This is a genomic window from Krasilnikoviella flava (assembly GCF_900167525.1).
Taxonomy (GTDB): Bacteria; Actinomycetota; Actinomycetes; order Actinomycetales; family Cellulomonadaceae; genus Isoptericola; species Isoptericola flavus.
On the sequence record NZ_FUZQ01000009.1, the window covers coordinates 1 to 14954 of the forward strand.

Here is a 14954-nt window from a genome sequence, read left to right on the forward strand (position 1 = left end):
GTACTAATAAGCCAACAACTTCACACACACATCAACACTGTTGATCAATACATGCTACGCGTCCACTGTGCGGTTCCCGAGAAACGGGCACCACCCCCACCCCCGCGCACCACCAGTGCGCGGGCAAACCAGGGGGACCAACCCGAAAACTCGATACTGTTACGGCGGTCATAGCGTGGGGGAAACGCCCGGTCCCATTCCGAACCCGGAAGCTTAGCCCTTCAGCGCCGATGGTACTGCCCTCGAGAGGGGGTGGGAGAGTAGGACGCCGCCGGACACCCATTCACGAAAGGCCCACCCCCCCGGGGTGGGCCTTTCGCATACCCAGAACAAGCCCCGCACAGACCCCAATACCCAGAACAAGCCCCGCACAGACCCCACACGAGTCACCCGACACCCCCCACGCGGGAGTCGAACCCAGCGACCAACCCTCGACCCCACCGCCCGATGCCGGCGGTAGGCGTCGCCCCGCGCTCGTGGGCACGCCCCAGCCCGTCGAGGTGGGCGGGCGTTCATGCGGCCGGCGTGTGGCCGGCGTCTTCGGCCCGTGAGGGAGCGGATGCTGGTCGGAGGCCGCAGGTCTTCGACTGCTACGAGGCATTCCGGCCGCGACGCGGCCTGCGGCAGCGCTCCGGATATCCAAGACCCGGGCTAGCGATCGTTGCTGCGCCCTGACGTGGGCCAACGTGTTGCTTGACGATGCCGGTCGACGCTCGTCGGTGTCCTGGTGGTTGCGCCGTGCCCGGTGCTGCCTGGGGCGGTGAATGGCAGCGGTGCCGAGCACGTGGTGGCATGGATGGTGACACCCGTGCTCGTGCCTGCCGTCACACCAGGAAGGGGCCTTGAAGCCGCTTGGCGTGCAGTGTGGCGTGGGAGAATACGGCTCGTGTCGGCGTCGGGAAGGAAGACCGTGAACGATTCACCGCGGGACGAGAACAAGGGTGGTGCTGGCGGTCGCGCGTCGTCGTCCCGTGACGGGGGTCCCCGCGGGGGAGTTCGTGACGGGGGACGCGGCACGCGTCCGTCGACCGGCGGCCGCGGTGAGCGTCCCCAGCGTGGCGGGAGCTCGGAGCGCTCCCGGGGCGAGGGACGCCCCACGCGCGGCGTTTCCTCCCGGGACGTCCAGGGCGATGTCCGTGGTCGGGAGCGGCAGGACCGTGCGGCGGGCACACCTCGGCGCGGCCGTGCGGACGACAGCCAGCGCGGTGAGCGGGAGTGGTCGGGGCGTCGTCCCGAGGGCTCGCGTGGCGGTGACGCGCGACGTTCGGCGCCGGCGCGGGACACGGACAACCGTCGCGATCGTGGCGGCTACGGCTCTCGGGACGAGCGGGAGTGGTCGGGGCGTCGTCCCGAGGGCTCGCGTGGCGGTGACGCGCGACGTTCGGCGCCGGCGCGGGACGCGGACAACCGTCGCGATCGTGGCGGCTACGGCTCTCGGGACGAGCGGTCAGGCGATTCCCGGGGTGGGGACAGGCAGGACCGCCAGCGTCCCGAGCGTCGTCCGGAGCAGAGGGACGGGCGCAGCGACAACCGTGGACGTGCGGATGACCGTCGGCCCCCGCGGGATCGCGGTGACGACCGTTCTGGCTTCCGTGGTGACGCGTCCCGGCGACCGGCGGCGGGTCAGCGCGACGGCGCACGGACGGGCCGGCCGGCCGGCCAGGGACGTCCCGGCGGACCCTCGCGTCCGGCCCGGCCTGCCGCGGGGGCCGAGCGACGGCCGCGCACCGTCGAGCCGGAGATCGCTGAGGACGCGACGATGGGGCAGCTCGGCCGCGAGGTGCGTGGCCGCCTCCGTGGTCTGACGAAGGAGAACGCCGAGCGCATCGGCCTCCATCTGGTGATGGCGGGTCGGCTCCTGGACGTCGACCCGGAGCGTGCCTACGAGCACACGCAGGCAGCGGTGCGGCGGGGCGGCCGCGTGGACGTCGTGCGAGAGGCCGCCGGGATCGCCGCCTACCGCACCGGACGGTTCGCCGAAGCGCTGCGCGAGTTGCGCACCGTGCGCCGCCTCAACGGCTCGTCGGAGCACCTGCCGCTCATGGCGGACGCCGAGCGCGGCCTCGGCCGACCCGAACGCGCCCTCGCCCTCGCCGCGAGCGAGGAGGCGCGCACCCTCGACGCCGAGGGCCGCACGGAGCTCGCGATCGTCGCGAGCGGCGCACGCAGCGACCTCGGCGAGCACGATGCCGCGCTCGCCGTGCTCGACCGGATCCCCGCCGCGGAGCGACGGGGCGACCTCGGGCTGCGAGTGCTGCAGGCGCGGGCAGCGGCGCTCGAGGCGGCCGGCCGGACCGCCGACGCCGCGCAGATCCTGGCCGGGGTCGACCCGGTAGCGCTCGAGCGTGCGTCGGGCGTGTCTCAGGAGACGGACGATGTCGTCGTTTACGACACCTATGACGAGGACGCTGACGAGGACGCTGACGAGGACGCTGACGAGGACGCTGACGGTGTGATCGAGGGCGGCGCGGCCGAGGGGTCGCGAGACGATGGCGCGGAGACCACCGAGGGCGGCGCCGAAGAGACAGCCGACGAGTCCGTCGACTCGGACGACGAGGCGGTCTCGTCCCGGACGGACGCGCAGGGCGACACGGAACCCGAGAACGAGGGCGTGGAGGAGAAGCCCGAGCAGGGCGAGGGAACGGCGTGACAGCGACGCTGTCGGGCAGTGACGTCCCGCTCGCCGCGGCGCACGACCTGGCGCTCGTCGATCTCGACGGTGTCGCCTACCAGGGTCATCTGCCGATCCCGCACGCCGCGGACAGCCTGACCGCGGCGCGGACCGCGGGCCTGCGGCTGGTCTTCGTGACCAACAACGCGTCGCGCGAGCCCGAGGAGGTAGCCGGCCAGCTCACGGGGCTGGGCATCCCTACGGGCGCGGACGAGGTCATGACCGCCGCGCAGGCGTGCGCGGCCCTGCTGCGCACGCGGCTCGACCCGGGCGCGGGCGTCCTCGTCGTCGGCGGGCCCGGGCTGCGGACGGCCGTCGCGGACGCGGGTTTGACCGTCGTCGACTCCGCGGACGACGCTCCTGAGGCGGTGGCACAGGGGTACGCCGCCGGGCTGGGTTGGAGCGACCTCGCCGAGGCGGCCTACGCGGTCGCGGGCGGGGCCTGGCACGTGGCGAGCAATCTCGACCTCTCGCTGCCGACGGCGCGCGGGTTCGCGCCGGGCAACGGCGCGCTCGTGGGTGCGGTCGTGGCCGCGACCGGGGTCGAGCCGGACAGCGCCGGCAAGCCGTCACCCACGATGTACCGCCTGGCGGTCGACCGGGCGGGTGCCGAGCGCCCGCTGGTCATCGGCGACCGGCTCGACACGGACCTTGCCGGCGCACGCGCCGGCGGGTACCCCGGCCTGCACGTGCTCACCGGCGTGTCCTCGGCCAGGGACGCCGTTCTCGCGGCGCCGGGGCTGCGGCCGGACTACCTCGGCGGCGACCTGCGGGCCCTGCTCGAGCCGCACCCCCGCCCGGAGTCCGGCCCGGAAGGTTGGTGGACCTGCGAGGGCCGCGCGGCACGCGTCGTCGACGGCGCGCTCGAGCTCGACGGCCAGGGGCCGCGCGGGATCGACGTCGCCCGGGCCGCCTGCGCCGCCGCGTGGGACGCCGCCGACGGGGGCTCTCCGGTCGACCCGACGACGGTGCCCGAGCTGCAGGCCTGACCGCGACAGCGGCGTCCGGGCCCGGCGGCCGGCACCCACGGACCCGGACGAGGGCTGTGCGTCGTGCACGGCGCGTCAGCGCCAGCAGGTAGCGTGGACCCGGACCTCGGACGGCGGCATCCCGTGCAACCAGCAGCCCTCGGCCCGGTGGTCCGTGCGTACCCCGGAGGGTGCCGGCGACGAGACCACGACCGTGAGCGGCAGGGAGGGATCATGACGGAGGAGCACGCGACGCCTGGAGCCACGACCGGTCCCGTGACCGTCCCCGGCCCTCGTGCGGGGGACGCGCCCGTCACGGCGATGTCCGCTGCCACGTCCGGGGACCTCGACGGGCTCGAGGGCCTGGACGACCTCCCCGTCGGCGAGCACGTGGAGCGCTTCACCCAGGTGCACGACGCCCTGCGCGCGCGGCTCGACGGCGCACCGGAGGGTGCGCACGGCGACGGTCCGGACGCGGGACCGGGACGTTGATGCCGGAGGCACGCACCGACTCCAGGACGGACGCCGAGCTCGTCCGTCGCGGCCTGGCCCGGTCGCGACGCCAGGCGGTGGAGCTCGTCGACGCCGGACGGGTGCTCCTCGACGGTCGCGTCGTGACGAAGCCGTCGACGCCCGTGCCCGAGGGCGCGCCCGTCACCGTGCGCCCCGACCCCGACGACCCGGGATACGCCTCGCGCGCGGGCGGCAAGCTCGCCGGGGCGCTCGACGCGCTCGCCGCCGACCCCGCCGGGCAGACCCTGCTGCGGGCGGTCGACGAGGGGTGGTGCCTGGACGCCGGCGCGTCGACCGGCGGCTTCACGGACGTTCTTCTGCGCCGCGGCGCACGGCACGTCGTCGCGCTCGACGTCGGTCACGACCAGCTCGTGCCGACCCTGCGCGACGACCCGCGTGTCACGGTCGTCGAGGGGTTCAACCTGCGCGATCTCACGCCGCCCGACCTCGAGCGCGCCCCGGACGTCGTGGTGGGCGACCTGTCCTTCATCTCCCTGTCGCTCGTGCTGGGCCCGCTCGCGGCAGTGCTCGGCCCGCAGGGGCACGCCTTGCTGCTGGTGAAGCCGCAGTTCGAGGTGGGGCGCGAGCGGCTGGGCAGCGGCGGTGTCGTTCGCGACCCGGCCCTGCACGCCGAGGCCGTGCGCGCCGTCGTGCGCGCGGCGGCCGCCCACGGTCTGCGGGCGGCGGCGGTGGTCCCCAGCCCCCTGCCCGGGCCCAGCGGCAACCGCGAGTTCTTCTGCTGGTTCCAACACGCCGAGGGGGCGTCACCGGGCCCCGCCGAGGCGGTGACCGACGCCGCCGTCGCCGCGGCGGTCGCCTGGCGTCCCGGCGCCCCCGAAGCGCCGCCGTCCGTCCCACCCGTCCTGCCGATCGGAGGAGCACCGTGAGCCGCCGAGTCCTCATCGTCACCCATGGCGGCCGACCGGAGGCGGTGGCGGCGCTGTCGGAGGCTGTCCGCGAGCTCACCGAGGCGGGCTTCGAGGTCGCGCTGCACGACGACGACCTGGCCGAGTCGTTCGGCGACCACATGGCGGCGGCCCGCGCGCGCGAGGGCGTCACCGAGTCCGAGGCCGTCATGGTGCTGGGCGGCGACGGGACGATCCTGCGCGCCGCCGAACTGACGCACGGCACCGGGGTACCGCTCCTGGGGGTCAACCTCGGGCACGTGGGCTTCCTCGCCGAGAGCGAGCGCGACGACCTGCGGCACGCGGTGCGGCGGCTCGCCGCGCGCGACTACGAGGTCGAGGAGCGCGCGGTCGCCGACGTCGCCGTGCACCTGCCCGGAGAGGAGACGCCGCGGACCGGGTGGGCGCTCAACGAGGCCACGGTCGAGAAGGCGCGGCGCGAACGCATGGTCGAGGTCGGCATCGCCGTCGACGGCAGACCGCTGTCGTCGTTCGGCTGCGACGGCGTGGTGATGTCGACCGCGACCGGCTCGACGGCGCACGCGTTCTCGGCGGGCGGGCCCGTGATGTGGCCGGAGGTCGACGGCGTGCTGCTGGTGCCGCTGTCGGCGCACGCGCTGTTCGCGCGCCCCCTGGTGATCGGCCCGCGCTCGACATACACGGTGAAGGTGCTCGAGCGCAGCCCGGTGCCGGCGGTGCTGACCTGCGACGGCCGGCGGCGCATCGACCTGCCCGTGGGCTCGTGGGTGGAGGTGCGGCGGGGTGCGCTGCCGCTGCGGTTCGCGCGGCTCTCGCCCGCGCCGTTCACCGACCGGCTGGTGTCGAAGTTCTCCCTGCCGGTCGTCGGCTGGCGGGAGCTGGCCGCGAAACGGCCCGAGCACCGGGCACCGGGACACGACGCCGAGCACGATGCCGAACACGACGCCGAGGACGAGAAGGAGGCCTGAGGTGCTCGAAGAGATCGCGATCGAGAACCTGGGCGTGATCCGCGCCGCCCGGGTGCCCCTCGCCGACGGCCTGACCGTCATCACGGGTGAGACCGGCGCGGGCAAGACCATGGTGCTCACCGGCCTGGGCCTGCTCATGGGCGGCAAGGCCGACCCCGCCGCGGTGCGTCCCGGCGCGGACGGTGCCGTCGTCGAGGGCCGCCTGCGCGTGGCCGCCCACGCCGGGGTCGTCGGCAGGGTCGACGAGGCCGGCGGCGAGGTGGACGACGACGGGACCGTCGTCGTGCTGCGGACGGTCGCGGCGGCCGGCCGCTCGCGCGCCCACCTGGGCGGGCGCGGGGTGCCGCAGGCCGTGCTCGCGGAGATCGCCGACGAGCTCGTCACGGTGCACGGCCAGGCCGACCAGCTGCGCCTGCGCACGGCGGCCAAGCAGCGCGAGGCGCTGGACGCTTTCGCAGGGCCCGAGCACCAGGACGGTCTCGACGCCTATCGCGCGGCATGGGCGGAGCGCGCCGGCCTGCTGGCCGAGATCGACGACCTCACCGCGCGGGCGGCCGAGCGCGCCCGCGAGGCCGAGCTGCTGCGCCTCGGCCTCGCCGAGGTGGAGCGCGTCGACCCGCGGCCGGGGGAGGACGCCGAGCTCACGGCGCTCGTCGGGCGCCTCGGCAACGCCGAGCAGCTGCGCGTCGCGGCGCAGGAGGCGCACGACGTCGTCGCGGGCGACGACCTGGAGACCGCCGGCAGCGCGGTGGAGGCGGTCGAGCGGGCGCGGCGCGCCCTCGAGGCGGCCGCCGCCGACGACCCGGTGCTGGGCGGCCACGCGACCCGCCTCGCGGAGGCGGGGTACCTGCTCGCCGACGTCGCGACCGACCTGTCGTCGTACGTGAACGACCTGCAGGCCGACCCGGCGGGGCTCGAGACCGCGCACGCGCGGCTCGCAGAGCTGACGACGCTCACCCGCAGCTACGGCGAGACGATCGACGACGTGCTGCGGTGGGCGAGCGACGCCGGGCTCCGGCTGCTCGACCTCGACGACGGCGGCGAGCGCGTGGCCTTCATGCGCGAGCGCGCGGCCGACCTGGACGCCGAGCTGGCCGCCGCCGCCGACCGATTGACCGCGGGCCGGCGCACGGCCGCCGAGGCGCTCGCGGAGGCCGTCACGCTGGAGCTGTCCGGGCTGGCCATGAGGGGTGCCCGGCTGGCGGTCGACGTCGCCCCGGCGGACGAGCCGGGGCCGTGGGGCGCCGACCAGGTGGCGTTCCTGCTCGAGCCGCACCCGGGAGCGCCTGCGCGGCCGCTCGGCAAGGGCGCGTCCGGGGGCGAGCTGTCCCGCGTGATGCTGGCGGTCGAGGTCGCGCTCGCCACCGCGCGCGTCGACGCGGGGGCCGCCTCCGGCCGGACGACCGCGCCGCTGCCCACGTTCGTCTTCGACGAGGTGGACGCCGGCGTCGGCGGTCGCGCCGCCGTCGAGGTGGGCCGTCGGCTGGCGACGCTCGCGCGCAGCACGCAGGTCGTCGTCGTGACGCACCTCGCCCAGGTGGCGGCGTTCGCCGACTCGCACCTGGTCGTGACGAAGTCCACCCCGGGCGACGACGGGGCAGGTCCCGACGGAGCGGCGGGCGTCACCGTGACCGGCGTGCGCGAGGTCACGGACGACGACCGGGTCCGCGAGCTCGCGCGGATGCTCTCGGGGCAGGAGGAGTCCGCGACCGCGCGCCAGCACGCCGTCGAGCTCCTGGAGTCCTCCACCGTGGGACGATAGGGGCGATGAAAATGATCCTGCGCAAGTCCGAGCGTGCGCCTGACGCCGGGGACGACGGCACCGACGTGACGGGACCCGCCAGGGTCGGGACGCGGACGAAGGACCTGACCAAGCGCCTGCGCCCCGGTGACGTCGCCGTCATCGACCACGTCGACATCGACCGGGTCGCGGCCGACGCCCTGGTGGCGGTCGGCCCTGCGGCGGTGCTGAACGCCGCGCGCTCGACGTCGGGCCGGTACCCGAACGCGGGCCCGGGGATCCTGATCGAGGCGGGCATCACGCTGGTGGACGACCTCGGCCCCGCGGTCATGTCGCTGCCCGAGGGGGCGGCCGTGCGGATCGACGGCGGTACCGTGCGGGTCGGCGGGACCACCGTGGCCGAGGGCATCCGCCAGAGCCCGGAGACGGTCGCGGCCGACTTGATCGCGGCGCGCGAGGGCCTGTCGGAGGAGATCGAGAACTTCGCCGAGAACACGATGACCTACCTGCGCCGCGAGCGGGACCTGCTGCTCGACGGCGTCGGCGTCCCGGACGTGCGGACGCAGTTCGACGGCCGGCACGTGCTGATCGTGGTGCGCGGCTACCACTACCGCGAGGACCTGGCGATGCTGCGGTCCTACATCACGGAGAACCGGCCGGTGCTGGTCGGCGTGGACGGCGGCGCCGACGCGATCATCGACGCGGGCTGGAAGCCGGACATGATCGTCGGCGACATGGACTCGGTGTCCGACCGTGCGCTGTCCTCGGGCGCGGAGATCGTGGTGCACGCGTACCGCGACGGCAACGCGCCCGGGCTCGACCGCGTGGAGGCGCTCGGCGTCCAGCCCGTGGTGTTCCCCGCGACGGGGACCAGCGAGGACATCGCGATGCTGCTCGCCGACGACAAGGGCGCCGAGCTCATCGTCGCGGTGGGGACGCACGCCACCCTGGTCGAGTTCCTCGACAAGGGCCGGGCGGGCATGGCCAGCACCTTCCTCACGCGGCTGCGGGTCGGCGGCAAGCTCGTCGACGCCAAGGGTGTCTCCCGGCTGTACCGCACCCGGATCTCGAACCTGCAGCTCACGCTGTTGTCCCTGGCGGGCGTCGCCGCGGTGGTCGCGGCGCTCTGGTCCACCGCCGCGGGGCAGACGCTCTTCGGGTTGATCGGTGCCCGGATCGACGACCTCGTCTCCTGGGTGGGTAGCCTCTTCGGCGGGTGACGCCGCTGCGCGCCCCTCCGCCACCACGCCCGACCCGAACCGACCCGAAGGAACCTCTGCCGACCGTGATCGACTTCAGGTACCACCTCGTCTCGCTGATCTCCGTCTTCCTCGCCCTCGCGGTGGGCATCATCCTGGGTGCCGGCCCGCTGCAGGGCGCGCTCGGGGACCAGCTCACCGAGCAGGTCGACGCGCTGCGCACGGAGCGCAACACCCTGCGGGAGGAGCTCGGCGAGGCGCAGGCCGCCGCACAGGACCAGCGCCGCTTCATCGAGAGCTCCGGCGACCAGCTCGTCGCCGGGTCGCTCGCAGGAAAGAACGTCGCCGTGGTCGAGGTGGACGACGTGAGCGACGCGAGCCGTCAGGCCGTCCTGGACGAGCTGGAGGCCGCGGACGGGACCGTCGTCGCGCAGGAGCGCCTCACCGCGTCCTGGACCTCCGCGGACGAGCTGACCATGCGGGAGACGGTCGCCGACGGGTTGCGCGAGAAGCTGCCGTCGGACGCCGTCGAGGGCACGATCGACGACGAGTCCGGCCCGGCGCAGCTGCTGGCCGCGTCGCTCACCGTCGCGCTGACGGACGCGACCGCCGCGCAGTCGAGCACGTTCAGCGACGCCGCGCTCGAGCAGCAGCACCTGCTGGAGCAGGTGGGCCTGGTGGAGCAGGTCGCCGAGCCGAGCGCGCCCGCGGACGCGATCCTGCTGCTGTCGGGGGGCGGCACGGTGATCGACGAGGACGCGCAGACGCAGGACGCCGATCCGGAGCAGACCGGCATGGGCGCGCTCGCGGCGCTCGCCGGGACGTCCGCCGAGATCGCGGGCACCTCGGTGGTGGCCGGGCCGACGACGCAGGACGGCGACCTCGTGGCCACGGTCCGCGCCGACGACCAGCTCGCCGAGCTCGTGAGCACGGTCAGCGGGGTGGAGCAGACGACCGGCCAGATCGTCGTGCCGCTCGCCATCGCCGCCCAGGACGCCGGCGCCGTCGACCAGTACGGCTTCGAGGACGGTGCGTCCGTCCTCCCGCCGGTGGTCGAGCAGGGCGAGACGCAGGGGAACGGCTGATGCCCGGCCTGGCCGGTGCGGGCGCGCTGCTGCGCGGCGCGGCCGTGGCGGCGGCGGGGACAGCGCTCGCACGGCGGGCGCTGGACACCGACCCGCCCGGCGGCGCCGCGCGCTGGACGCGGACCAACCACCGCGGCGAGGCGGTGAGCATGCTCGAGGGACCCGCCGTGGCTGCCGGGCTCGTCGCCGGGACGCTCGCGGCCGGGGGCGGCCGCCAGGGGGCGGGCACCGCGATCGCGACGGCCGGCGCGGCCGTGTTCGGGCTCGTGGACGACCTCGCCGAGGACACCAGCACGCGCGTCAAGGGCCTGCGCGGTCACCTGGGCGCGCTCGCCCAGGGCCGGCTCACGACGGGCGGGCTCAAGGTGCTGGGCATCGGCGCGACGGCGATGGTCGGGGCGGCGGTCGGGACCCGACGGTCGGGAGGCGCCGCGGGCCACCTGCTGGACGTCGCGGTGAACGGCGCGCTGGTGGCCGGTACGGCCAACCTCCTCAACCTGCTCGACCTGCGGCCGGGGCGCGCCCTCAAGGCGTCCGCGGCCCTGAGCCTGCCGGTGGCCGGCGGCGCCGCGGGCGCGGCGACCGGCGTCGTCCTCGGGTCGGCCGTCGTCGCGGCGCCCGGCGACCTCGCCGAGCGCGACATGCTGGGCGACGGCGGCGCGAACGCCCTCGGCGCCCTGGTGGGGTCGCAGTGGGCGTTCGGCGCCCCGCGCGCCGTCCGGCTCGCCGCGTTGGCGTCCGTCGTCGGGCTGACGTTCGCCTCCGAGCGCGTGAGCTTCTCGGCCGTCATCGAGCGCACCCCGTGGCTTCGCGGAGTCGACGGGTGGGGTCGGCGCCGGGACGCGGCGGACCCGGGCGCGGTGACCCAGGACGCCCCGACGGGGGAGTGAACCCATGACGTCGCGCCCGGGCGGGCTGCGGGCGGCGACCCAGACGCTCGCCGGCGCCGCCGTCATGATCACCGTCGTGACCGTGGCGAGCCGGCTGGTCGGGTTCGCCCGGTCGCTGGTGCTGTCGTGGGCCGTGGGCACCGAGGGGGTCGGCCCGGCGTACAGCGCCGCAAACCTGCTGCCGAACGTCCTCTTCGAGGTGGCGGCGGGCGGCGCTCTCGCGGGCGCGGTGGTCCCGCTCCTCGCCGGTCCGATCGCTCGGCGCGCGCCCGAGGAGGCGTCGCGCATCGCGTCCGCGCTGCTCGGCTGGACGCTCGTCGTCCTCGTGCCGCTCGGTGCCCTGCTCGCGCTGCTGGCCGGGCCGATCGCCGGCCTGATCGTCCGGGAGCACCCCGAGCTGGTCGACGTCACCGCCACGTTCTTGCGGACGTTCGCCCTCCAGGTGCCGCTGTACGGGCTGGCGGTGGTGCTCGGCGGCATCCTGCAGGCGCACAAGCGGTTCTTCTGGCAGGCCTTCGCGCCGCTGCTGTCGAGCCTGGCCGTCATCGGCGTGTACCTCGCCTTCGTGGCGCTGGCGGACGGGAACCAGGGCGACGTCGCGGCGCTGTCCACGTCGGCGATCGCCTGGCTCGGCTGGGGCACGACGGCGGGCGTCGCCTTCCTCGCGCTGCCGCTCGTGCTCCCGGTCCGGCGCACGGGTACCCGGCTGCGCCCCACGCTGCGGTTCCCGGGCGGCGAGGGCACGCGGGCACGCAACCTCGCCCTGGCGGGCATCGGCGCCCTCGTCGCCCAGCAGCTGTCCGTGCTGGCCGTCATGGGGGCGGCGTTCCAGTTCGGCCCCCAGCAGACCTTCCCCACGTACACGTTCGCCCAGCAGGTGTACCTGCTGCCGTACGCCGTGCTGGCGTTCCCGCTCGCCACGAGCGCGTTCCCGCGCCTCGCGGAGCACGTGGCGCACGGGCACCTGGACCGGTTCCGCGGCCTGCTGGCCACGACCACCCGCACCCTGCTCGTCGTCTCCGGCCTCGGCGTCGGGGCGCTCATCGGTGCGTCGCAGGCTGTGGAGGCCGTGTTCGCCCGGATCGCCTCGGGCTCGGTCGCGGGCCTCGGGGACGCCGTCGCGTGGATGGCGCCGGGAATCGTGGGCTTTGCGCTCATCCTGCACCTGTCCCGCGCGCTGTACGCGATCGACCGCCAGCGTGTGGCGGTCGTCGTGACCGCGGCGGGCTGGTTGGTCGTGGCCGTGGCGGCGTTCGCGCTGCCCGCCGCGACCGGGGTCCGGGACCAGGTGGGCGTGCTCGCCCAGCTCGGTCTGGCCACCGCGCTGGGCATGACGGTGGCAGGAGCCGGGCTGCTCGTCGCCGTGGGCCGGTACGCCGGTCGGGAGGCGCTGCGGGGGATCCCGCGGACCCTGGTCGTGCTCGTGGTGACGACCGCGCTCGGCGCATGGGCCGGATCGCTGCTCTCCGGTGCGCTGCTGCCGGCGGACGCCGCCATCCTCCCGGCGATCGGCGTCGGGGTGCTCGCCGCCCTGGTCGGGGGCGGCGTCGTCGTGGGCGGGTTCCTGCTCGCCGACCGGTCCGCGGTGACGGGGATCGTGCGACGTGGGCGCGGCGCCGCCGAGGAGTGACGCGACGCACCGCACGGCCCGCGTGCCGCCGCCCCACCCACTGTTAGGATGGAGTTCCGTGGCCGACACCGCGAACAGACTCCAGCCCCGCTCCTCCAGCCGTACGGGTGCGACGCACCAGACACGGCACATCTTCGTGACGGGCGGTGTGGCCTCGTCGCTCGGCAAGGGACTCACAGCCTCTTCGCTCGGACGGCTCCTGCGCTCGCGGGGCCTGCGGGTCACGATGCAGAAGCTCGACCCGTACCTCAACGTGGACCCGGGCACGATGAACCCGTTCCAGCACGGCGAGGTCTTCGTCACCGAGGACGGCGCCGAGACCGACCTCGACATCGGGCACTACGAGCGGTTCCTCGACATCGAGCTGCCCGCCTCGTCCAATGTGACCACCGGCCAGGTGTACTCCCGCGTCATCGCGAAGGAGCGTCGCGGCGAGTACCTCGGCGACACCGTCCAGGTCATCCCGCACATCACCGACGAGATCAAGTCGCGCATGCGGGACCAGGCGGGCCCTGACGTCGACGTGATCATCACGGAGATCGGCGGCACCGTCGGCGACATCGAGTCGCAGCCCTTCCTCGAGGCCGCGCGCCAGGTGCGGCACGAGCTGGGTCGGGACGACTGCTTCTTCCTGCACGTCTCGCTCGTGCCCTACATCGGACCGTCGGGCGAGCTCAAGACCAAGCCCACCCAGCACTCGGTGGCGGCGCTGCGCTCCATCGGTATCCAGCCGGACGCGATCGTGCTGCGCTCGGACCGCGTGGTGCCGGACGGCATCAAGCGCAAGATCGCCCTCATGTGCGACGTCGACAACGAGGCCGTGATCAACTGCGCCGATGCGCCGTCGATCTACGACATCCCGCGGGTGATCCACACCGAGGGCCTCGACGCCTACGTGGTGCGCCGCCTGGACCTGCCGTTCCACGACGTCGAGTGGGACGGCTGGAACCGCCTGCTCGAGCGGGTGCACGAGCCGGAGCACAACGTCGAGATCGCTCTCGTCGGCAAGTACATCGACCTGCCCGACGCGTACCTGTCGGTGACCGAGGCGCTGCGCGCGGGCGGCTTCGACAACGACACCAAGGTCGCGATCCGTTGGGTCGCCGCCGACGACTGCCGTACCCCGGAGGGCGCCCAGGACTCGCTCGACGGCGTCGACGCGGTGCTCGTGCCCGGCGGCTTCGGCGTGCGCGGGATCGACGGCAAGGTCGGCGCCCTGCGCTGGGCGCGCGAGAACCTGGTGCCGACGCTCGGCATCTGCCTGGGGCTGCAGTCGATGGTCATCGAGTACGCGCGTCACGTGCTCGGGCTCGACGACGCGTCGTCCACCGAGTTCGACCCGAACAGCACCCACCCCGTGATCGCGACGATGGCCGAGCAGCTCGCGATCGTGGGCGGCGACGGCGACCTGGGCGGCACCATGCGCCTGGGCGCCTACGACGCCCACCTGGGCGCCGGGTCCGTCGTCGCGAAGGCCTACGGCAGCGAGCGGGTCTCGGAGCGCCACCGCCACCGGTACGAGGTCAACAACGCGTACCGCGCGCAGCTCGAGGACGCGGGCCTGGTCTTCTCCGGGACGTCGCCCGACGCCAAGCTCGTGGAGTTCGTCGAGCTGCCCGCCGACGTGCACCCCTACTACGTGAGCACCCAGGCGCACCCGGAGTTCAAGTCGCGCCCGACGCGCTCGCACCCGCTGTTCTCCGGGCTGGTCGCGGCCGCGCTCGAGCGGCAGGGCAACCAGGCGTGACGGGCGTGCCCGGGGCCACAGGCGAGGGCGGCCCGCTCGTCGACGAGGCCGCCCCGCGCCCGGTCGTGCGCAGCGAGGTGCTGCACAGGGGACGGATCGCGGACCTGGTGCGCGACGACGTCGACCTCGGTGATGCGGGCACCGTGACCCGCGAGTACGTGGTGCACCCGGGCGCGGTCGCGATCGTCGCCCTCGACGACGCCGATCGCGTGCTGCTGCTGCGCCAGTACCGGCACCCGGTGCGCGCGCGGCTGTGGGAGGTGCCGGCCGGTCTGCTCGACGTCGACGGCGAGCCTGCGGTGGACGCCGCGGCGCGCGAGCTCGCGGAGGAGGCGGACGTCACGGCGCGGCGGTGGCAGGTGCTGGCGGACTTCGCGTCGTCGCCCGGCAGCAGCGACGAGGCCGTCCGGGTCTTCCTGGCCCGCGACCTGGGCGAGGTGTCGGCCACGGAGCGCCACACCCGCACGGGCGAGGAGGCCGGCATCGAGGTGCGCTGGGTGCCGCTGGACGAGGCCGTGGCACGGGTGCTGGACGGCAGCCTGCACAACCCGTCGGCGGTGGTGGGCGTCCTCGCCGCGGCGGCGAGCCGCGCGGGCGGATGGGCCTCGCTGCGGCCGGCGGACGCGCCCTGGCCGTCCCGGCCGCGGGCCTGAGCGGC

General features: G+C 74.9%; 12 protein-coding genes and 1 rRNA gene. All 13 read left to right on the forward strand.

Annotated elements, in window-relative coordinates; genetic code table 11:
• Positions 1–160: 160 nt before the first annotated feature.
• The 13 genes from rrf to B5Y66_RS21590 all read left to right on the forward strand — a co-directional run bounded on the left by rrf (position 161) and on the right by B5Y66_RS21590 (position 14949).
• Positions 161–277: ribosomal RNA gene (gene rrf, locus B5Y66_RS21525) — 5S ribosomal RNA — on the forward strand.
• 1482 nt (positions 278–1759) lie between these two features.
• On the forward strand, positions 1760–2650 hold the full coding sequence (locus B5Y66_RS21535) for a hypothetical protein (protein WP_176168957.1): 891 nt from the start codon (positions 1760–1762) through the stop codon (positions 2648–2650).
• On the forward strand, positions 2647–3660 hold the full coding sequence (locus B5Y66_RS21540; protein WP_079576694.1) for an HAD-IIA family hydrolase: 1014 nt from the start codon (positions 2647–2649) through the stop codon (positions 3658–3660). The genes B5Y66_RS21535 and B5Y66_RS21540 overlap by 4 nt, the downstream gene beginning before the upstream one ends.
• A gap of 213 nt (positions 3661–3873) precedes the next feature.
• Positions 3874–4131, forward strand: coding sequence for a hypothetical protein (locus tag B5Y66_RS21545; RefSeq protein ID WP_079576695.1), 258 nt, complete (start codon positions 3874–3876; stop codon positions 4129–4131).
• Positions 4131–5039 carry a TlyA family RNA methyltransferase gene (locus tag B5Y66_RS21550; RefSeq protein ID WP_079576696.1) on the forward strand — a complete coding sequence of 303 codons (909 nt, stop codon included), beginning with the start codon at positions 4131–4133 and terminating at the stop codon, positions 5037–5039. The genes B5Y66_RS21545 and B5Y66_RS21550 overlap by 1 nt, the downstream gene beginning before the upstream one ends.
• Positions 5036–6004 (forward strand): NAD kinase, encoded by a 969-nt coding sequence (locus tag B5Y66_RS21555; RefSeq protein WP_079576697.1) that lies wholly within the window; start codon positions 5036–5038, stop codon positions 6002–6004. The genes B5Y66_RS21550 and B5Y66_RS21555 overlap by 4 nt, the downstream gene beginning before the upstream one ends.
• A 1-nt stretch (position 6005) precedes the next feature.
• A complete protein-coding gene (recN, locus tag B5Y66_RS21560) occupies positions 6006–7766 on the forward strand; it encodes a DNA repair protein RecN (protein ID WP_079576698.1) in 1761 nt (586 codons plus the stop codon).
• Positions 7767–7771: 5 nt separating this feature from the next.
• On the forward strand, positions 7772–8965 hold the full coding sequence (steA, locus tag B5Y66_RS21565) for a putative cytokinetic ring protein SteA (protein ID WP_079576699.1): 1194 nt from the start codon (positions 7772–7774) through the stop codon (positions 8963–8965).
• Positions 8966–9030: 65 nt separating this feature from the next.
• Positions 9031–10029, forward strand: a complete 999-nt coding sequence (locus B5Y66_RS21570; protein WP_176168958.1) for a copper transporter — start codon at positions 9031–9033, stop codon at positions 10027–10029.
• Positions 10029–10919: a hypothetical protein gene (locus B5Y66_RS21575; protein ID WP_079576701.1), complete on the forward strand. Its 891-nt coding sequence runs from the start codon at positions 10029–10031 to the stop codon at positions 10917–10919. Before B5Y66_RS21570 ends, B5Y66_RS21575 begins: the two co-directional genes overlap by 1 nt.
• 4 nt (positions 10920–10923) lie before the next feature.
• Entirely contained in the window at positions 10924–12549 is a 1626-nt protein-coding gene (gene murJ, locus B5Y66_RS21580; RefSeq protein WP_079576702.1) for a murein biosynthesis integral membrane protein MurJ, read from the forward strand.
• A gap of 58 nt (positions 12550–12607) precedes the next feature.
• Entirely contained in the window at positions 12608–14296 is a 1689-nt protein-coding gene (locus B5Y66_RS21585) for a CTP synthase (RefSeq protein ID WP_079576703.1), read from the forward strand.
• On the forward strand, positions 14293–14949 hold the full coding sequence (locus tag B5Y66_RS21590) for an NUDIX domain-containing protein (RefSeq protein WP_407656418.1): 657 nt from the start codon (positions 14293–14295) through the stop codon (positions 14947–14949). Before B5Y66_RS21585 ends, B5Y66_RS21590 begins: the two co-directional genes overlap by 4 nt.
• The last annotated feature ends 5 nt before the right edge of the window (positions 14950–14954 follow it).

Excerpts from the sequence above, each read along its gene's own strand:
- B5Y66_RS21535 (WP_176168957.1), top strand. The coding sequence starts at position 1,760 with ATGGGGCAGCTCGGCCGCGAGGTGCGTGGCCGCCTCCGTGGTCTGACG.
- B5Y66_RS21545 (WP_079576695.1), top strand. The coding sequence starts at position 3,874 with ATGACGGAGGAGCACGCGACGCCTGGAGCCACGACCGGTCCCGTGACC.
- B5Y66_RS21550 (WP_079576696.1), top strand. The coding sequence starts at position 4,131 with ATGCCGGAGGCACGCACCGACTCCAGGACGGACGCCGAGCTCGTCCGT.
- steA (WP_079576699.1), top strand. The coding sequence starts at position 7,772 with ATGAAAATGATCCTGCGCAAGTCCGAGCGTGCGCCTGACGCCGGGGAC.
- B5Y66_RS21575 (WP_079576701.1), top strand. The coding sequence starts at position 10,029 with ATGCCCGGCCTGGCCGGTGCGGGCGCGCTGCTGCGCGGCGCGGCCGTG.
- murJ (WP_079576702.1), top strand. The coding sequence starts at position 10,924 with ATGACGTCGCGCCCGGGCGGGCTGCGGGCGGCGACCCAGACGCTCGCC.